A 17,533-nucleotide genomic window follows, 5' to 3' on the forward strand; every position below is an offset into this window, starting at 1 on the left:
AGATATTTTATCTTTCTATTATCTTTGAAACTTATGAAGTCAGTAAAAATAATAGAATGTCCGCGCGATGCTATGCAAGGCATTAAAATGTTTATTCCTACCGAACAAAAAGTTCAATACATTCAATCGTTGTTGCGTTGTGGTTTTGATACGTTAGATTTCGGAAGTTTCGTTTCGCCTAAAGCCATTCCGCAAATGCAGGATACTGCTGAGGTTTTGGCACAGTTGGATCTATCGGAAACCAAAACAAAATTGCTGGCTATTATTGCAAATACAAAAGGTGCCGAACTAGCATCAGTTCACAACGAAATTCAGTATTTAGGTTTTCCTTTTTCTATTTCAGAGAATTTTCAAATGCGCAATACGCATAAAACCATTGCAGAATCTATCATTACCTTACAAGAAATTTTAGAAATCGCCCAAAAAACCAATAAAGAAGTGGTGGCGTATCTTTCTATGGGCTTCGGAAATCCGTATGGTGATCCTTGGAATGTGGATATTGTGGGCGAATGGACAGAAAAACTGGCAAATATGGGTGTAACAATTCTTTCGCTTTCCGATACCGTTGGATCTTCTACTGCTGAAGATATCGAGTATTTGTTTTCTAATTTGATACCAAAATACCCTCATATAGAATTTGGTGCGCACTTGCATACCACTCCCGATGCTTGGTTTGAAAAAATTGATGCAGCTTACAAAGCAGGCTGTATCCGTTTTGATGGAGCTATTAAAGGGTTTGGTGGATGCCCGATGGCTAAAGATGATTTAACAGGAAACATGCCTACAGAAAAAATGTTGAGCTATTTCACAGCCGAAAAAGCCGATACCAATGTGCAAATGACCTCTTTTGAAGCATCCTATAACGAAGCCTTGAAGATATTTAATTTTTATCATTAAAATTTTATTATATCGCAAAAAATCATTAAATTCGCATGCAATTCAACTACAATTGCAACATGAAAGCACACACAACTAAAATTGTCGGTCAAGGATTAACCTATGACGACGTACTTTTAATACCTGCTTACTCCGAAATATTACCACGTGAAGTAAGCATTCAATCAAGATTTACAAAAAACATTACCTTAAACGTTCCCGTAATTTCTGCTGCGATGGATACCGTGACCGAAAGTGCTATGGCAATTGCAATGGCTCGTGAAGGCGGAATTGGCGTTTTGCACAAAAATATGACGGTTGAACAACAAGCATTTGAAGTTCGCAAAGTGAAACGTGCAGAATCGGGTATGATCATCGATCCTGTAACGTTGCCTTTAACAGCAACTGTGGGCGATGCGAAAACGGCAATGAAAGAAAATGGTATTGGCGGAATTCCTGTGGTTGATGAAAATCAAATTTTAAAAGGAATTGTTACAAACAGAGACTTGCGTTTCGAGAAAAAAAACAATCGTTCTATTTTAGAGGTAATGACTGCTGATAAATTGGTTACTGCACTAGAGGGAACTACATTGGCAGATGCGGAACAAATTCTTCAAGAAAACAAAATAGAAAAATTGCCAGTTGTAAACGATGATTACAAATTGGTAGGATTAATCACTTTTCGAGATATTACCAAATTGACCTTAAAACCAAATGCAAACAAAGACAAATTCGGCCGTTTACGTGTGGCTGCTGCTTTGGGAGTAACCGCAGACGCTGTTGACCGTGCAAGAGCATTGGTTGCGGCTGGTGTTGACGCATTGATTATTGATACAGCACACGGACATACAAAAGGTGTGGTAAATACGTTGAAAGAAGTAAAAGCTGCTTTCCCAGAAATTGATGTAGTGGTAGGAAATATTGCTACTGCAGAAGCTGCTTTGTATTTAGTTGAAGCTGGTGCTGATGCTGTTAAAGTGGGTATTGGTCCGGGATCAATCTGTACAACTCGAGTTGTAGCAGGTGTCGGATTTCCTCAATTCTCTGCTGTAATGGAAGTTGCTGCAGCTTTAAAAGGAACAGGTGTTCCGGTTATTGCCGATGGTGGTTTACGTTATACAGGAGATATTCCTAAAGCATTGGGTGCAGGTGCAGACTGTGTAATGTTAGGATCTATGTTGGCTGGAACAAAAGAGTCTCCAGGCGAAACCATTATTTTCGAAGGTCGTAAATTTAAAACATATCGTGGAATGGGTTCCGTAGAATCTATGAAACATGGTTCTAAAGACCGTTATTTCCAAGATGTGGAAGACGATGTTAAGAAATTAGTTCCAGAAGGAATTGAAGGTCGTGTTCCTTACAAAGGCGAATTAAACGAATCAATGACACAGTTTATTGGTGGTTTGCGTGCCGGAATGGGTTATTGCGGTGCAAAAGATATTCCAACGTTACAAGAAACGGCGCGTTTTGTGCAGCTTACATCGTCAGGAATTGGTGAATCGCACCCTCATAATGTGACTATTACAAAAGAAGCTCCAAATTATTCGAGATAAGTCTTATAAATAGATTAAAATTTAAAACAAAAACAGTACAAATGGAAACATTTGTACTGTTTTTGTTTAATTACGATAATTATTTTGGAATCGTTTAAAGATGATTTACTTTTCAAATACAAAAGAACTTCAATATGTTATTTTTAAATGTTTAAGTTTTATATACATCAACATAAAAAAAGAGGTAAAGATCGAAAACAGTAAACCCTTTTTCATTTATTATTCTTCATTTGTTGATTTTGAATCTAACTTAAAAATCGCTTTAACACTAAAATTACCTGCAATATTTCCAATAAAGCTACCGTTAGAATTGAATGTATTCAAATTATTGGTAAAGCTGATATACTCCTGATGCTCTATTCCAAGACTTAAATTCTCGTGAATATTAAAACGATAACCAAACCCTACTCCAAACCCAAGATGTTCTTTTCTTAAATGATCTATTTCTACTTTTTCTCCACCAAAATTAGCTCCTGTCAAAAAACTAACGGTAGGTCCAAAGTTAATATGCCATTTTCTTGATTTCCCAATATGAATGTTTGCATGAATAGGAATTACAAGAAAATTCAATTTTTCGCTTTCGTAAAAATATCTGTAATAATAGTTGTCTTGCGGATTATTAATAAGTTCACTAGTATATACAGAACTTCCTAATGTTTGGTACTCTAAACCAGTTCGTAAACTCCAACGGTTATTTACATAAAAATCTGCAGTAATTCCGAAGAAAGGAGTAAATAATGCTTTATTTGAACCACCAGTATAAGAAACACTTTCATAATAATTAGAGCTATTGATACCAACACATGGGGCAATTTCAATATCATTTTTTTCTTTTAATTGGGCATTTGCTATTAAAGACGTAAACAATAAGCAAGCGACAAGCTTTTTCCTCATAGGTTAATCATTATTTGTTTGTGTTGAAGATATCTTAAATACAGCCTTCACACTAAAACTACCAAAAATATTTCCTATAAATAGATCATTATTATATTTAGATTTTAAATTATTACTAAAACCTATATATTCCTGATGGTCAATACCAATGCTAAATCGTTCATTAATAAAAATTTTGTATCCAATTCCAAGACCTAAGCCCATTTGGACAGGAGTAACTCCTTCTTTTATATTAAATGTGTTTGATTTTGCGTCCGTAAGAAAATTAATTGTAGGTCCAAAATTTAAGTACCATTTTCTGTTTTTTGAAAAGTGGTAATTGGCATGAATAGGAACAGAAATAAAATTTAAGTTTTCTTCAAAATATTCGAATGTATAAGATTCTCCTTGAGACCCCATTGATTGATATTCTAATCCGGTTTTTAGACTCCATCTATTGTTTAGGTATAGGTCTATATTCGCTCCAAAATAAGGGTTTGAAACAGATTCGTTCATAATACTAACATCGCCATAATAATTAGCAGATGAAATTCCAATAAAAGGTGAAATTTCCATTTCTCCTTTTTCTCTAATTTGTGCATTTGTTGCAAAGGATGCTAGTAGAGTAATAATAAGTGCTTTTTTCATAGATTTATTTTCTATTTTTTTAGTTTTAAAATTGATTCAAAAACCGCCTCAAGTTTTAAAATTGAGGCGGTTTATTTAATATTGCTGTGATTTAATTATTACAACATTAAATCGTAAATGAACCGTTTGTTCTTATTTGGGGTTCGTTATTTGTTGGTTCTTGCTCTGGTTGTTTTGGCAAATCACCTTTCATTAAGAACGAAATTACATCTTTATTGATACTTTGCATAGTATCTTTAAATAAATTGAAAGCTTCGAACTTATAAACCAATAAAGGATCTTTTTGCTCGTGAACTGCTAGTTGCACCGATTGTTTTAATTCATCCATCTTGCGTAGATGTTTTTTCCACGCTTCATCAACAATAGAAAGTACAATGTTTTTCTCAAAATCGTTGATAAGTGTTTTACCTTCGCTTTCGTATGCTTTGTTTAAATCGGTAACTACGTTTATGGTTTTTAGACCATCTGTAAAAGGTACAACCATGCGCTCGTAACCACCATTTTCATGCACGCCTTTGATTACTTTAAAAGCTTCAACTGCACTTTCTTCGCATTTTGCAAGATATCTTTTATAAACAACTTCGTATAATTTATCGGTTAGCTCTGCATCGTTTAATTTATTGAATTCATCAACTGTAAACGGAGATTCCATTCCGAAAATTTTAATTAAATCGTACTCAAAATTTTTGAAATCGCTACCTACTTTGTTTCCTTCTACCAAATAATCGCACAAATCGAACATCATGTTGGCAATATCAACTTTTAAACGATCACCGTGAAGTGCGTGGCGGCGGCGTTTATAAACCACTTCGCGCTGTGCATTCATCACATCGTCATATTCTAACAAACGCTTACGAACACCAAAGTTGTTTTCTTCTACTCGTTTTTGGGCACGTTCGATAGATTTGGTCATCCAAGAGTGCTGAATTACTTCGCCTTCTTTTAAGCCCATTCCGTCCATAATTTTTGCAACACGTTCTGATCCAAATAAACGCATTAAATTATCTTCTAATGAAACATAGAATTGAGAAGATCCCACATCACCTTGACGACCTGCACGACCACGTAACTGGCGGTCCACACGACGAGAATCGTGACGTTCTGTACCAATGATTGCTAAACCACCAGCGTCTTTAACTTCTTGAGCTAGTTTAATGTCGGTACCACGACCTGCCATGTTGGTTGCAATGGTAACAACTCCGGGATTTCCTGCTTCTTCTACAATTTGTGCCTCTTGTTTGTGTAATTTTGCATTCAACACGTTGTGTTTGATACCGCGCATTTTTAACATTCGGCTTAACAATTCAGAGTTTTCTACCGATGTGGTTCCGATTAATACCGGACGACCTGCTTGTGATAACTCTACAACATCATCGATCACCGCATTGAATTTTTCACGGATAGAGCGGTAGATTTTATCTTCGCGGTCTTCACGTGCCATAGGGCGGTTGGTAGGTATCTCTACTACGTCTAATTTATAAATTTCCCAAAACTCTCCCGCTTCTGTAATCGCTGTACCAGTCATACCAGCCAATTTGCTGTACATACGGAAATAGTTTTGCAAGGTTACGGTGGCAAATGTTTGGGTGGCTGCTTCGATTTTTACGTTTTCTTTTGCTTCAATTGCTTGATGCAATCCATCTGAATAACGACGCCCGTCCATAATACGTCCGGTTTGTTCATCAACAATCATTACTTTGTTATCAACAACAACGTATTCGGAATCTTTTTCAAATAACGCGTAGGCTTTTAATAACTGTGTTAATGTGTGGATGCGTTCAGATTTCACTCCAAAATCTTGGAAAAGTATTTCTTTTTTCTCTGACATTTCTTCAGCAGAAATGTTCAATTTTTCAATCTTGGCAATTTCGGTTCCAATATCTGGTAAAATGAAAAAGTTTTCATCCATCCCTTGTGAAAGTGATTTGATACCGTTGTCTGTTAATTCAACTTGATTGTTCTTTTCGTTGATTACAAACAATAAACCTTCGTCAACCTTTTTCATTTCACGGCTGTTGTCTTGCATGAAATGGTTTTCGGTTTTTTGAAGGATTTGTTTTACGCCTTCCTCAGACAAAAATTTAATTAAAGCTTTGTTTTTTGGCAATGCACGATAAGCGCGCAATAAATTGAAACCACCTTGTTTGGTGTCGCCTGCTTTGATTAAACGTTTTGCTTCGGTTAAAAATCCGTTTGATAATTGGCGTTGTTGTGCTACTAATGCATCAACTTTTGGTTTCAATTCTAAAAATTCATGACGATCGCCCATTGGGACAGGACCTGAAATAATCAAAGGTGTACGTGCATCATCAACCAAAACAGAATCAACCTCATCCACAATTGCGAAGTTGTGTTTGCGTTGCACCAATTCTTCTGGTGTATGTGCCATGTTATCACGCAAATAATCAAAACCAAATTCATTGTTTGTTCCGTAAGTAACATCGGCTTGATAAGCTTTTCGGCGGCCTTCAGAGTTGGGTTGATGGTTATCGATACAATCAACCTTTAATCCATGAAATTCAAACAAAGGTGCATTCCATTGGCAGTCACGTTTTGCTAAATAATCGTTCACTGTTACTACGTGTACACCATTTCCTGTTAATGCATTCAGGTATATAGGTGAGGTTGATACCAATGTTTTACCTTCACCTGTTTGCATTTCTGCTATTTTTCCTTGGTGAATCACGCTACCACCAATCATTTGCACATCGTAATGTATCATGTTCCAGCTTAGCATTTTGCCTGCTACTTCCCATGTATTAGACCATATTGCTTTATCGCCTTCAATGCGAACATGACCTTTTGTTTCTGCAAACAATTTGTCTTGTTCGGTAGCTGTAACAATCAGTTCGCTGTTGTTTGTAAAACGGCGTGCTGTTTCTTTTACCACAGCAAAAGCTTCCGGCAAAATATCGAACAATGCTTTTTCCGATAAGGTATAAGCTTCTTTTTCTAATGTATCGATAGACGCATAAATGGTTTCGCGTTTGTCAATATCAGAGGTTTTTTCTAATTCATCGCGGTATGATGCAATTTTAGCATCTTGATCAGCTCGCGATTGTTTGATTTTTTCTTTAAAAGAAATGGTTTTCGCTCTTAATTCGTCGTTTGTTAAACTTTCAAACGAATTATAGTATTGATTGATCTTATCAACAATTGGGCGGATCGCTTTTACGTCTTTCTGCGACTTATCGCCAACAAATGCTTTTAAGATACTATTTATGATACTCATAAATAAGTTGTTTTAATATTAATATTCCGTGCTATTTAGTAACAAAAAAAGTCTCCTAATTACCGAGACCTTTTTTTGCTATATATTTCTAATATTCATCCTCGTTCCAAAGATAATCTTCATCCGAAGGATAGTCTGGCCAAATTTCTTCCATAGACTCGTAGATTTCACCTTCGTCTTCGATTGACTGCAAGTTTTCTACAACTTCTAAAGGCGCACCAGTTCTGATAGCATAATCTATAAGCTCATCTTTCGTAGCTGGCCATGGGGCATCACTTAAATACGATGCTAATTCTAATGTCCAATACATCTTTTTTGTATATTTTTAGTAATTCTGTGCAAAAATAAATTTTATAATGAAAAAAGCAATTTTTTTTTCATTAAATATTTCTAAATAAAAGAACGTTGTGTTTTTTTAATCGCCTAACTTTTTTCGGGAATCCATTTCACCTCTTCGGCTTTAAGGTCAAAGGTCAACTTCCGTGCCAATACAAATAAATAGTCAGAAAGTCGGTTTAAATATTTTAAAACCATTGCATCTGTCGGTTCAATGTCATTCAAATGGGTTGATAAACGCTCTGCTCTTCTACAAACGCAACGCGCAATATGACAATATGACACGGTTGTATGACCACCGGGTAAAACAAAGTGGGTCATTTGTGGCAATTCCGTTTCCATTTCGTCTATTGCTTGTTCTAAAAAAGCCACATCTTCTTCTGAAATTTTTGGAATATTCAGGCGCTCTTTTCCGTTTTTTAAAACTGCTTTTTCAGGATCGGTTGCCAAAATAGCACCAACGGTAAACAAGCGGTCTTGAATACGAATTAGTTGTTCTTTATAAATTGTTTGCATTTCTTGGTCGCGAATAAGCCCAATATACGAGTTTAATTCATCAACCGTTCCATAACTTTCTATGCGTATGTGGTATTTGGGTACGCGTGTTCCTCCAAATAGAGCGGTGGTTCCTTTGTCGCCAGTTTTTGTATAAACTTTCATAAAAAATTCTTTTGTGTAAAGATACACTAAAAAAATAAGTTGTGCGTTTAACTTTAATTGAGTAAATTGTAATTTATTTAATTAGAAATCGATTTTGTTGAAGTATTTGCTGGTTTAAAATAGCGCAAAGTAACTTCAGCAAACATAAAAATTGCAGGAAAAGTATGAAATTTAGTGCTACAAAAACAGCTCCTAAACTTTTGAGTTTTGGTTTGTTATTGTTACGCCTTTGTTTAGGAGGATTAATGATTAGTAATCACGGTTGGATTAAGATTGTTCACTTTGAAACGCTGAAAACCCAATTTCTAAGTATTTTAGGGTTGGGGTCGCATGTATCATTAATTTTGGCAATTATTGCTGAAATTTTATGTTCGATATTATTAATTTTTGGATTATACACTCGATGGGCACTGATTCCGCTTATAATAACTATGTTGGTAGCAACAACTGTGCACGGTTGGCAAATATTTGGTGAAGCAGAAATGAGCTTTTTATATCTAATAGGTTTTGTGTTTTTAATGATTGCAGGTCCCGGGGATAACAGTATTGATGCCCGAATGGAGAAGCGAACCTATTTTTAATACCTAATAAAAAAATTTTGTTTCGGTTGTTCGGTTCGTTTTGAAACCAAGCAGCCGTAATAAAAATCGATAACCAGAGTAATCTTGGGGTTTTGCCGTAATGCATCAAAGAAAGATTTTGGATATTTTTTGTACGAAGCAATCAACAAAAGTTGAGAATTGTTCATGTTTTCTATTGTTTGAAGTATGCGTGCGTGATTTTTAGCTTCATAGCGATCTAAAATTAAATCTGCTTCGGGTAATTCCACATTATCATTTGTATTTACTTTGCACGCCACTACTGACAAACCTTCATCTAAAAAACAAATTTTAGATGGTTTAAAGTATTGTATTGATTGCAATAACCATTGATTGGTTTTATTGGATATGTTGGCATCTTTTTTAACCTCATACAAACCTTTAGTAATGTAATTGTAAACAAAAGGCGAATGAACGCCATGCTGATTGGTAGATTGTAATAAAAATTGCAAATACGAAAACAAAATACAGCTAATTTTGAATAAACGTTCAAAGGTATTTGAAGTTTTATAACCAAGCAAGTTTATTTTTTTAGAATTACAAGACATTAAAAACAAATAACTTATCTGTTTTGAAAGTGTTTTTTTTGTAAAAAACATTAAAATATTTGGTGTTTTAGAATAAAACGCCCTATATTTGCACCGTTCAAAAACAGAACAAGGCGATGTGGCGCAACTGAATAGCGCATCTGATTACGGCTCAGAAGGTTGCAGGTTTGAATCCTGCCATCGTCACAAAAAAATAATTAAAAACATCATGGCGATGTGGCGCAACTGAATAGCGCATCTGATTACGGCTCAGAAGGTTGCAGGTTTGAATCCTGCCATCGTCACAAAAGCAACTCTTCAAAAAGGGTTGCTTTTTTTATTGTTTTTTAAATAATTTCTATTTCCGTATTATTTTATAACAGCCCCACGCAAATAATCCATAAAGTAGCAGTACAATTGGATAGATTATTACAATAAAAAATGTATAACCGTGTTTGGTGTTTGTTTTACTCAGACTGAAATCTATTAAATGAAACGACAGAAAATAAACCACAAAAAACAATATGGGGAAAATAATTAGCCCGAAAAATAGCGTGTTTCTTGTTGGATTGAATTTCATCCATTTAAAGTGTAGAAACAGCATGCCGATTAAGGCTAAAATCGAGATTCCTAAAGGTTGTAAAAACAACAAAATTTTTGAAAGAAATGATGTTTTTTCAGTAATCGAAATCGCTATATTTTCATGATTTTTTGGTGAAATATTCCAGTGTAAAATTTTGTTTTCTGTTTTTTCTGCTCCCAAATTCGATTTTATGAATTCCAAATTTTCATCCAAAATCAGATTTACTTCAATATCGCCAAAAGATTTCCAAAACTTTGATGGAGAAAGGGAATAGAGCAATTCATAAGTGGTTACAAATCCGTAAGTGTTATACTGTAAGGAAGCATCATATCGTACTTCAATTACGTTTTCACCTTTTTCTAAATCGGCAGAAAAATAAATTACATCATTTTGATTTACAGGTACTTCATTGTATTTATCATACATAATGAATGTTCCTTTTTCATTTTTTTTAAAGAATGGATAAGTGTTTTTTTCAAAATCTAATGGCAGAATCACTGTCGATTGATTATTTACTTTGATATACTTTTTATCGTAAAGATCAATAGCAATGAACAATAGCGGAAGTTTTTGCTTTTGTTCGGATAAAATCCGGTATTTAATGGAGAAATTTGCAAAATAGGTTTCCTCGATTGAATCCCGAACCAAACGAATATCAATAATTTCATTTTTCACGGTTGCATTGGCTGCTCCAAATAATACAGAATGCATAGAACCATCTACCCAAGGTTTCGCCATATTTGCGAAAAGTATCGATGGGAAAAGAAACAAGAGTACGATTATTTTCTTCATTATTTTACCAACCAGTTACTAAAAGATTTTTTGCAGCTTTTTCACTGCATTTTTGATATTTTGCGTAGGCTTTTGCAGCTCGGGTTCTTATTTCGGCATTGGTTTCACCTTTAATATATCCGGTCAATGCATCGTGCAATGTATAAGCTTCTGGGCTCATTAAATGGGTGCTCCAAACCAACGGGTTAATGTTTGCTTGCATGAGATGCTGCGAGAAATAATTTTTGCTGTAACATGCCAAAATAATTGTGTTGCGTTTTATGTTATCAGTGTTTTCGAAAGTATCTTTAATTTCAAAATCCATTAAACCGTCGTGTCCAACATATGCCAAAAGGTCTGCATTGCCTTCTATGCCAATTGTGGTTTTGCCTATTTTTAAAGTGTCTTTTATTTTACCACAACTACTGTTCAAAAAATCCACTGTAGTTTGTTTAATGAATTTACCGTTGTAAGCATCGGCTACCAAATAGTAGTTTTTTGTGGTGTGTTTAAAAATAATTCGTTCTAATTTTTCAGAGTTAAAGGTTCGGCTTTCCAAAAATTTCCAATCAGTACTTTTTTTAAAATAGCTACGCACCCCAAAGGCACAACCCCAATACAAATTGTTGTCTGGGTCTTGCCCGTTTCCTATTTTTTGAGGCACAGGCACAATTCCTTGAAATTTATTGTCGCACAAAGCCACGAAAACATGAATTGTTTTGGCATCAGAAAAAAATGTGTTATTTTGTTTTTGAGGTGTTTTTTCTTCGTCTAATTCATTTGGTGAATGAGAATTTTTATTGGTCGATTGATTGCTGCAAGCAAATACCAATACACAAAAAAATAAGGGAGCAAATAGGCGTGTTTTCATTGTTTTAAGGGATTAATTGTTTTTTTTCTTTGCAGCTTCTTTCGCACGCTTTGCTTCTTCCACAGCAGCATCAACAGCAATTTGGGCTTCTCCTGGATAAGGCTCTTCGTAATTTGGTGCAGCAAAAGGAGTGAGGGTTACCGTATTGTTATCAACAGTAAGCATATAATATCCCAATAAACTTTTAGGCTCTTCACAATCTGATGCCATTCCAGAGGTGCCTTCGGAAAATTCAATGGTTTCGTTTTCGTATATTTGATAAATACCAGTCATTCCAAAGCAGTTGTTCCCAGTTGTGTAACTGCGTTCATCACTAAAATGCAAAAAATGAAAAGTAGCTTGATCTTCAAATAGGTTTAATTTTTTGGTTTTTATAAGCGTTGCAGTGCCATCGTCTGCAATTGATTCAATTTTCCACGTTGCATTTTCAAAAATGTTGTCTTGTGCATGCACTTGTGATGCCAAAGCAATGGTTGCAGCAATAATCATTTTGTTTATTTTCATTTTGGATCTATTTAAAATTTTTTATTGAATGTTAATTCTTAAAGGAAATTTTACCGAGGATTTCACAGGAATTCCATTTTGTGTGGCAGGATTCCATTTGGGTGATTTTTTTAAAACACGTTTCATTTCATCGGATAGATATTTGTCGGAGTAAATTTTTTGATTTTGATTTTCAAGAGAAACCGTTCCGTCTATATCAATAGTTAAATCAAGTTCAAACTTAACTAATCCTTCAGTTTCTGTTACAGAAGTATCAAATTGATCAATAATATATTGATGATAGGCCTTGTATCCGCCTGCAAAATTGGCTGGAATTGTTTCGGGTTCTGTTAATTTTTCAGTTGCTACAGATGGCGGATTAGGAAGTTGTTCGGCGGTTACAATTGCTTTTTGACCAGGGACGATTCCTGAAGTTTTTAGATCTTGAATGAAATAAGGATATTTATCAATTAGTTTCCCCAATTTGTCATACACAAATGTTATTTTTTCTCCGTTTATGATTTTCGTAATTTCTTTTTTTTCTTTTCTTTCGTTTTTAAAATATTCTTTTACTTCTTCGTTTTGGTCATTTTTGTATGAGCGGGAATGAAGCTTTCCGTTGACAAATTCATCATCATAAAAAGGTTTTGTTTTGAAATTTGTTTTGCGTGTAATGATTTCGTTTTTATTGTAATAAATGGTTTCGGTTTTTCCCATTACCCTTTTTTTGTTTCCGTTTTCGTAAAATTCGGTAATGGTTTCTGTGATTTCATCATTTATTTGATATATTTTCCCATCTTTATCATAACTTTTTGTAATGGATAAACCATACGTTTTATCTGGAGCTACAGATAGTTGAGATTCATTTTCAACTTCTCCGGTTTTGTAAAATTCTTTCACGAAAATTTGATTGTCTTTACGATAAGCTTTTACGAATAATTTATCATCGGCAAACACGGTGTATTCTGTAACCAAAGATTTACTTAATTTATACTCTGTTTTAAAATTATCACCTTCTTTATGTTGCCCTTTTTTAAAGTTTTCGAATGTTGTAACAGTTCCAGAAATCAGGTTATTTTCTACAATAAAATCTGCTTCTTGACTTTTATTGTTGATTTTATATGATCCATTATTCAACTTCACTTCATTATAAAAATAAGAATTGTATTCTGTTATTTCAACTTTTTGTATAAATACTTTTAAACCTTTTGAAATAACCAATTGCAATGTGTCCACGTTTTTAGTTTGAGAAAATGCAATATTTGTAGTCAAAAACAATGCGACTGCAAGAAGAAATTTGTTTTTAAGTTTATTCATCGATTTGTATTGATGGGTTATGATTTTTTAACTTGGTTGGGCTCATTAATATAAAAACCAGCAAGATTAACTGAATAATAATTATTATAAGTGCAAAAAATTGTGTTTGAAAAGCGATTTCAGATTCTATTCTGTCGTTTTTTCGTCTGCAATCTAAATTGTTTTTCAGCAGTTGTTTCTCACAAAAATCTATATCGATTCTTTCATCTATTTTTTTCTTTTCCCATATTATATAGCTGTCGATTTTGTTTGAAGCAATATCTAAATGGTCTATGTTTTTCAGAATAAGCCAACCGCTAATAATGATGGTGCTGATTGATAATGACAGGGCTATTATTTTTTTCATTGTTTTAATTTCATTTTCTGAATCTTTTCTTTTTGTTGATAATATAATTTTGAGCATCTTTCAGAAAATCCAAAATAAGTGTCTTCGCTAAAATCTTCTAAATTAATTTCCTGAAATTTCATTTTGGTTTTTATGGTTGGTAATTTTACTAATTCGCCTTCTTCATTATTAGCTAGGTCATCAAAGTAATTCCAATTACCAATATAATCGCTGGTTAACAGATTCACGCTCGACTCACCACTACCGTCATTGACTGCGTTTCCAAACTCATATCGACTCATACCTATTAACTGTATTTTTTTAGTTTTTTTATTGTAACGAAAATGGTTTTTGTAGCCAGCCCGCATCCAATCATTAAAAAAAACAAATCCATTTTTAGCATCAATTATTCCCGACATTTCGTTTAAAATCTCGATTGGCTGGCTTTTTATTTTTTTGAAATTTTGAGTGGATAATCTGCACACAATCCGCGATTCTTTGTCATCCATATAGACAGAATCTTTTTTGCCATCAAAGTCAATGTCTTTGATGAGTTTTTGGGCAAAACTGCTTTGTAAAGCTAAAATGATGATGAGTATTGATAATATGTTTTTCATTGTTTGTGTTTTATAAAATTTCATTAAAGCTCGAATTCGCTCCCTATTTTATCTAGTTTTTCTAAAGTTTTAATATTGATGTCTTCAAGGTAAATTGGCGGGTAATTTTTCTTTCCTTTAAAGATTTTGATGTGGTTTTTGGGGATTGATTTTTGATTTTTCACCACATAATCTCCTGTAAGTAAATTAAAGGATTTATCGCAATGTTCTGCCATTCCAATTTTATAACCACTGTCGTAACCAATAACTCTCATTTTTAATTTTTTTTCATCAAACCTTAACTTGAAAAATCTTCCGAAAGTAGCGGTTCCGTCAAGAAAATAACCCACTTCCAGCACATTTTTTTTGGATTTCATTTGAACAGGATAGATATTCATATCGTGTTCGTTGATAAGTTTTAGTTGAAAAGTTTTGTTCAAACGGGTCAGAAAAATAAGGAGTTTATAATCTGCAAATTCGGATGTATTTTGCACAATCAATGCGATGTCTTTTTGGTTGTCTTGATCCAAATCGATCGAAATTTTTTCCATATTTCTACCATTGGCAGGACTTTTTTCCAAAACTTTGTAATTATTTGGAATTAAAATTTGCGAAAATACTCCAAATGAAATATGAATTGTCGCTAGTATGAAAAGTAGTTTTAATTTTGACATTTTAATGTTTTTTATAACTCTCTCAAATTTAGAAACAAAATTCTTAAAACAGAAAGTCATTTACAATTTGCAGGGTTTGGTTTACGATTCGTGCAGGTCTTTAAATTTTTAACATATGGCTCTTTTGAGCTGTTCTTGAGTGTAAGTGTAGTTTAAAGTGATGTTCATTTGTGTATAATGTCTTAATTTTTAATTATTTTTTAATAAAAAATGGTGCTATTTTTTCACATTTCCATAAATTTCTCCTGAAATCCAATCGCTTGTCTTTTCTGCAATTTCTTTTTTCAATGCCTGTCTTACTTCTGTTTCGAGGGATTTTTTTTCTTTACCTAAAACAAATTCAGAATGGTATTTTTCTTCTATATTTTGTATGTAATTTTTCAATGCTTTCTGCTGAAAAGTAGTTTTGGCTTTTTCGTGTAGAAATGCTAATCCAAGATGTTTCCATTCTTCATTTTCTTTGTAAAAGTTTGCATTTTTAGCATTTTTTTGGAGGTAATCTTCAATGTAAATTTCGGATTTTACCAATGCGAGTTTTCCATTTTTGTCAACGGAATAGATTTGTTTTCTAAAACCAAAAGGAACTACAAAAGAGGGCATTCTGTCTGCAGTTGCCCAATAAGAATAAAAAATAATAGCGTTTGCGGTAGTTTTATAAGTTCCCAATTCAACACTCACTGAGCTGCAATCTCCTTCTTCTTTGTATGCGGTGTGTGTAAGAAGTTGTTTGTTTCCTCTATAAAAATGAATCGTTTCTTGTCCAAAGCCATCAGAAGTATTGCTTTTTAGAACTTCAATCAGAAATTTTTGATTATTTACGACCAATTCTTTTCGCTGACCGTAAATGTTCAAATTAAAAACAAGTAACAACAATGGGAGAAAAATATATTTTAGTTGCATAGGATTTGAAGTTTTTTGGAATGTATTCAACTTTAAATTAATAATCCCCGCGACAGCTGAAAACATCGATTGGTAAATGTATCTAGTCTAAATACTCGATTGGTTTTGCACTCAATTTTTTTGTTGTCTTGGGTAATGATTTCTAATTTATAATCATTGGGTTTGTGTTTTTTAATGATATTTCAAAAATCCTTTGCCAATATTGGCAATCAAAGAAAATTGATGTCTCCCCATATTCTGAAAGGGATTGTGATTGGTAGAAATATTGTAACCGTAATAAAGCATCATATCTCCGAACAAACCTACGCCAATTTTTGGTGTTATAACAAAATCATTTTGACAGAAATTGGTTTGATATTTTGTTTCTAAAGCTGTTGCAATCATCATAGTATTGATTTCATAGCCCGCTTTTATTGCATAAATATTGCCAGAAAATGAATATTCAACAGCCGAATAAAAACTCTGTGAATAAAAACCTACATCAGAATAATTAGCTTTGTGATAGGCAATTCCCGCTTCTGTAAACAACGATTTTTGTACACCCAAACCTGCTCTGAATTCCCATTGTTTTTTTTGCCCAAAATTTTTATTTTCATTTTGAGAAAAGCATAAAATGGAACTCAATATTAATAGATGTGGAATTTTTTGCATAAGTTTTGTGTTTTATATGTTTTTCAGAAAATTATTTTTCCGTTTAATGCACGTTCTTGCAAGTCGGTACTTTTTTGTACATATATAATATTTACAATGCAAAAAAACAGCAATAGTAATAGTTTACTTTTCATTGGGTTGTGTTTTTTATTAACAGATCAAAATCTGGTTCTTCAAATTCAAATTCCTCTTGTTTGTAATTATCACAGCGATTTACTATGAAGGGCAATTTTTTTATTTTGTTTGATTCAGCCATTAAATACCGAAATTGAGAACCGTCATTTAAATGTTTTTCAAAAACAGCAATTCCCTTATCTTGATTTAAGAGATATATTTTTATTGTTCTGTTTTGTTGATACATTCCAGTGGTTTTCAACTCAAAAGTTGATTGATTTATTTTTCTTTGACTGAGAATTTTGTTCGCAACCGGACCTTCGCCCGTTATTTCAAGATAAGTTGAGTCTGTGACTGATGATTGAAAAAATGTGAAAAAGTCGCACGGATGATAGGCATAGAAATCGTTATTTAAAAACTTAATCTGAATCCATTTGTTTGAAGGAAGTATATTTTTTTGTTTTGTTAACGAGATTTTGTTTTTCATTAAATAATCAAGCGACCATTGAAAATGCTGTTTGTCAAACTCATCAAATTCAAAATCGAGAATATAATTATAAAATACGCTATTTTTATTTTTTTCGATAAAAACCGATTGCTGGCTTCCGTAGTGAGTGTCTTTTTTAAGGAATAAAGTATCCGCTTTCCGTGATTGACCAGATATATTCTGAGCAATTAGAAAGTTAAGAACAATACATATACAACACCAATTTTTCACTTTTCAAAATTTTTAAATTCCTTTTTCAAGTACGAGCAATCCAACTAATTGAGTTATAAAAATATCAAATTTTAATAAGTGTGATGTAGAACTTGTTCTACATATAAACAAAATACTATGTTTATTATGCTAGAGTTTACGGTAATAAAGTTTAATTTTGCTTTTGATATATGCTTTTATAATGTTTTAGGGAACATTATTACCAATTAATATTTAATAGAGCATA

19 protein-coding genes and 2 tRNA genes are annotated in these 17,533 nt (G+C 33.3%); 5 read left to right on the forward strand and 16 right to left on the reverse strand.

Features of this window, described 5'->3' with window-relative positions:
- Positions 1-33: 33 nt before the first annotated feature.
- Both NPX36_RS08815 and guaB read left to right on the forward strand, forming a co-directional pair.
- On the forward strand, positions 34-897 hold the full coding sequence (locus tag NPX36_RS08815) for a hydroxymethylglutaryl-CoA lyase (RefSeq protein ID WP_257498370.1): 864 nt from the start codon (positions 34-36) through the stop codon (positions 895-897).
- A 59-nt stretch (positions 898-956) separates the two neighbouring features.
- Positions 957-2,429, forward strand: coding sequence for an IMP dehydrogenase (gene guaB / locus NPX36_RS08820; RefSeq protein ID WP_257498371.1), 1,473 nt, complete (start codon positions 957-959; stop codon positions 2,427-2,429).
- A 219-nt stretch (positions 2,430-2,648) separates the two neighbouring features.
- Here guaB and NPX36_RS08825 read toward each other — a convergent pair whose 3' ends face one another.
- The 5 genes from NPX36_RS08825 to NPX36_RS08845 form a co-directional block, all read right to left on the reverse strand.
- Positions 2,649-3,323 (reverse strand): PorT family protein, encoded by a 675-nt coding sequence (locus NPX36_RS08825; RefSeq protein ID WP_257498372.1) that lies wholly within the window; start codon positions 3,321-3,323, stop codon positions 2,649-2,651.
- 3 nt (positions 3,324-3,326) lie between these two features.
- The gene (locus NPX36_RS08830; RefSeq protein ID WP_257498373.1) at positions 3,327-3,950 is read right to left on the reverse strand and encodes a PorT family protein; all 624 of its coding nucleotides are present in this window, start codon (positions 3,948-3,950) and stop codon (positions 3,327-3,329) included.
- Between the two features lie 106 nt (positions 3,951-4,056).
- A complete protein-coding gene (secA, locus tag NPX36_RS08835; protein ID WP_257498374.1) occupies positions 4,057-7,182 on the reverse strand; it encodes a preprotein translocase subunit SecA in 3,126 nt (1,041 codons plus the stop codon).
- Between the two features lie 88 nt (positions 7,183-7,270).
- Positions 7,271-7,492 (reverse strand): DUF2795 domain-containing protein, encoded by a 222-nt coding sequence (locus NPX36_RS08840; protein ID WP_014166495.1) that lies wholly within the window; start codon positions 7,490-7,492, stop codon positions 7,271-7,273.
- Between the two features lie 113 nt (positions 7,493-7,605).
- Entirely contained in the window at positions 7,606-8,178 is a 573-nt protein-coding gene (locus NPX36_RS08845; RefSeq protein ID WP_257498375.1) for a cob(I)yrinic acid a,c-diamide adenosyltransferase, read from the reverse strand.
- A 164-nt stretch (positions 8,179-8,342) separates the two neighbouring features.
- Between NPX36_RS08845 and NPX36_RS08850 the strand changes: the two genes are divergently transcribed.
- Positions 8,343-8,759, forward strand: a complete 417-nt coding sequence (locus NPX36_RS08850; protein ID WP_257498376.1) for a DoxX family protein — start codon at positions 8,343-8,345, stop codon at positions 8,757-8,759.
- Here NPX36_RS08850 and NPX36_RS08855 read toward each other — a convergent pair.
- Positions 8,756-9,376: a hypothetical protein gene (locus NPX36_RS08855; protein WP_257498377.1), complete on the reverse strand. Its 621-nt coding sequence runs from the start codon at positions 9,374-9,376 to the stop codon at positions 8,756-8,758. The genes NPX36_RS08850 and NPX36_RS08855 overlap by 4 nt on opposite strands.
- A gap of 61 nt (positions 9,377-9,437) precedes the next feature.
- Between NPX36_RS08855 and NPX36_RS08860 the strand changes: the two genes are divergently transcribed.
- Both NPX36_RS08860 and NPX36_RS08865 read left to right on the forward strand, forming a co-directional pair.
- Positions 9,438-9,511: transfer RNA gene (locus NPX36_RS08860), tRNA-Arg, on the forward strand.
- Positions 9,512-9,535: 24 nt separating this feature from the next.
- Positions 9,536-9,609, forward strand: a tRNA-Arg gene (locus NPX36_RS08865).
- 53 nt (positions 9,610-9,662) lie between these two features.
- Here NPX36_RS08865 and NPX36_RS08870 read toward each other — a convergent pair.
- From NPX36_RS08870 to NPX36_RS08915, 10 genes are all read right to left on the reverse strand, one after another.
- The gene (locus NPX36_RS08870) at positions 9,663-10,679 is read right to left on the reverse strand and encodes a hypothetical protein (protein ID WP_257498378.1); all 1,017 of its coding nucleotides are present in this window, start codon (positions 10,677-10,679) and stop codon (positions 9,663-9,665) included.
- A gap of 4 nt (positions 10,680-10,683) precedes the next feature.
- On the reverse strand, positions 10,684-11,529 hold the full coding sequence (locus NPX36_RS08875) for a hypothetical protein (protein WP_257498379.1): 846 nt from the start codon (positions 11,527-11,529) through the stop codon (positions 10,684-10,686).
- Between the two features lie 12 nt (positions 11,530-11,541).
- Positions 11,542-12,033 carry a hypothetical protein gene (locus NPX36_RS08880; RefSeq protein WP_257498380.1) on the reverse strand — a complete coding sequence of 164 codons (492 nt, stop codon included), beginning with the start codon at positions 12,031-12,033 and terminating at the stop codon, positions 11,542-11,544.
- Between the two features lie 21 nt (positions 12,034-12,054).
- Complete coding sequence (locus NPX36_RS08885) at positions 12,055-13,329, reverse strand: energy transducer TonB (RefSeq protein ID WP_257498381.1); 1,275 nt, start codon at positions 13,327-13,329, stop codon at positions 12,055-12,057.
- Positions 13,322-13,675 carry a hypothetical protein gene (locus NPX36_RS08890; protein ID WP_257498382.1) on the reverse strand — a complete coding sequence of 118 codons (354 nt, stop codon included), beginning with the start codon at positions 13,673-13,675 and terminating at the stop codon, positions 13,322-13,324. Before NPX36_RS08890 ends, NPX36_RS08885 begins: the two co-directional genes overlap by 8 nt.
- Positions 13,672-14,271, reverse strand: coding sequence for a hypothetical protein (locus NPX36_RS08895; protein WP_257498383.1), 600 nt, complete (start codon positions 14,269-14,271; stop codon positions 13,672-13,674). Before NPX36_RS08895 ends, NPX36_RS08890 begins: the two co-directional genes overlap by 4 nt.
- Before the next feature lie 23 nt (positions 14,272-14,294).
- On the reverse strand, positions 14,295-14,924 hold the full coding sequence (locus tag NPX36_RS08900) for a hypothetical protein (RefSeq protein WP_257498384.1): 630 nt from the start codon (positions 14,922-14,924) through the stop codon (positions 14,295-14,297).
- Between the two features lie 216 nt (positions 14,925-15,140).
- Positions 15,141-15,824, reverse strand: coding sequence for a hypothetical protein (locus NPX36_RS08905; protein ID WP_257498385.1), 684 nt, complete (start codon positions 15,822-15,824; stop codon positions 15,141-15,143).
- A gap of 171 nt (positions 15,825-15,995) precedes the next feature.
- Positions 15,996-16,475 carry a hypothetical protein gene (locus tag NPX36_RS08910; RefSeq protein WP_257498386.1) on the reverse strand — a complete coding sequence of 160 codons (480 nt, stop codon included), beginning with the start codon at positions 16,473-16,475 and terminating at the stop codon, positions 15,996-15,998.
- 130 nt (positions 16,476-16,605) lie between these two features.
- Positions 16,606-17,307, reverse strand: coding sequence for a hypothetical protein (locus tag NPX36_RS08915; RefSeq protein WP_257498387.1), 702 nt, complete (start codon positions 17,305-17,307; stop codon positions 16,606-16,608).
- Between the last annotated feature and the right edge of the window lie 226 nt (positions 17,308-17,533).

Source organism: Paenimyroides aestuarii (genome assembly GCF_024628805.1).
In the GTDB taxonomy this organism is placed as follows: domain Bacteria; phylum Bacteroidota; class Bacteroidia; order Flavobacteriales; family Flavobacteriaceae; genus Flavobacterium; species Flavobacterium aestuarii_A.

Coding starts and splice junctions, on each gene's coding strand:
- NPX36_RS08815 (WP_257498370.1), top strand. CDS start 34: ATGAAGTCAGTAAAAATAATAGAATGTCCGCGCGATGCTATGCAAGGC.
- guaB (WP_257498371.1), top strand. CDS start 957: ATGAAAGCACACACAACTAAAATTGTCGGTCAAGGATTAACCTATGAC.
- NPX36_RS08825 (WP_257498372.1), bottom strand. CDS start 3,323: ATGAGGAAAAAGCTTGTCGCTTGCTTATTGTTTACGTCTTTAATAGCA.
- NPX36_RS08830 (WP_257498373.1), bottom strand. CDS start 3,950: ATGAAAAAAGCACTTATTATTACTCTACTAGCATCCTTTGCAACAAAT.
- secA (WP_257498374.1), bottom strand. CDS start 7,182: ATGAGTATCATAAATAGTATCTTAAAAGCATTTGTTGGCGATAAGTCG.
- NPX36_RS08840 (WP_014166495.1), bottom strand. CDS start 7,492: ATGTATTGGACATTAGAATTAGCATCGTATTTAAGTGATGCCCCATGG.
- NPX36_RS08845 (WP_257498375.1), bottom strand. CDS start 8,178: ATGAAAGTTTATACAAAAACTGGCGACAAAGGAACCACCGCTCTATTT.
- NPX36_RS08850 (WP_257498376.1), top strand. CDS start 8,343: ATGAAATTTAGTGCTACAAAAACAGCTCCTAAACTTTTGAGTTTTGGT.
- NPX36_RS08855 (WP_257498377.1), bottom strand. CDS start 9,376: ATGTTTTTTACAAAAAAAACACTTTCAAAACAGATAAGTTATTTGTTT.
- NPX36_RS08870 (WP_257498378.1), bottom strand. CDS start 10,679: ATGAAGAAAATAATCGTACTCTTGTTTCTTTTCCCATCGATACTTTTC.
- NPX36_RS08875 (WP_257498379.1), bottom strand. CDS start 11,529: ATGAAAACACGCCTATTTGCTCCCTTATTTTTTTGTGTATTGGTATTT.
- NPX36_RS08880 (WP_257498380.1), bottom strand. CDS start 12,033: ATGAAAATAAACAAAATGATTATTGCTGCAACCATTGCTTTGGCATCA.
- NPX36_RS08885 (WP_257498381.1), bottom strand. CDS start 13,329: ATGAATAAACTTAAAAACAAATTTCTTCTTGCAGTCGCATTGTTTTTG.
- NPX36_RS08890 (WP_257498382.1), bottom strand. CDS start 13,675: ATGAAAAAAATAATAGCCCTGTCATTATCAATCAGCACCATCATTATT.
- NPX36_RS08895 (WP_257498383.1), bottom strand. CDS start 14,271: ATGAAAAACATATTATCAATACTCATCATCATTTTAGCTTTACAAAGC.
- NPX36_RS08900 (WP_257498384.1), bottom strand. CDS start 14,924: ATGTCAAAATTAAAACTACTTTTCATACTAGCGACAATTCATATTTCA.
- NPX36_RS08905 (WP_257498385.1), bottom strand. CDS start 15,824: ATGCAACTAAAATATATTTTTCTCCCATTGTTGTTACTTGTTTTTAAT.
- NPX36_RS08910 (WP_257498386.1), bottom strand. CDS start 16,475: ATGCAAAAAATTCCACATCTATTAATATTGAGTTCCATTTTATGCTTT.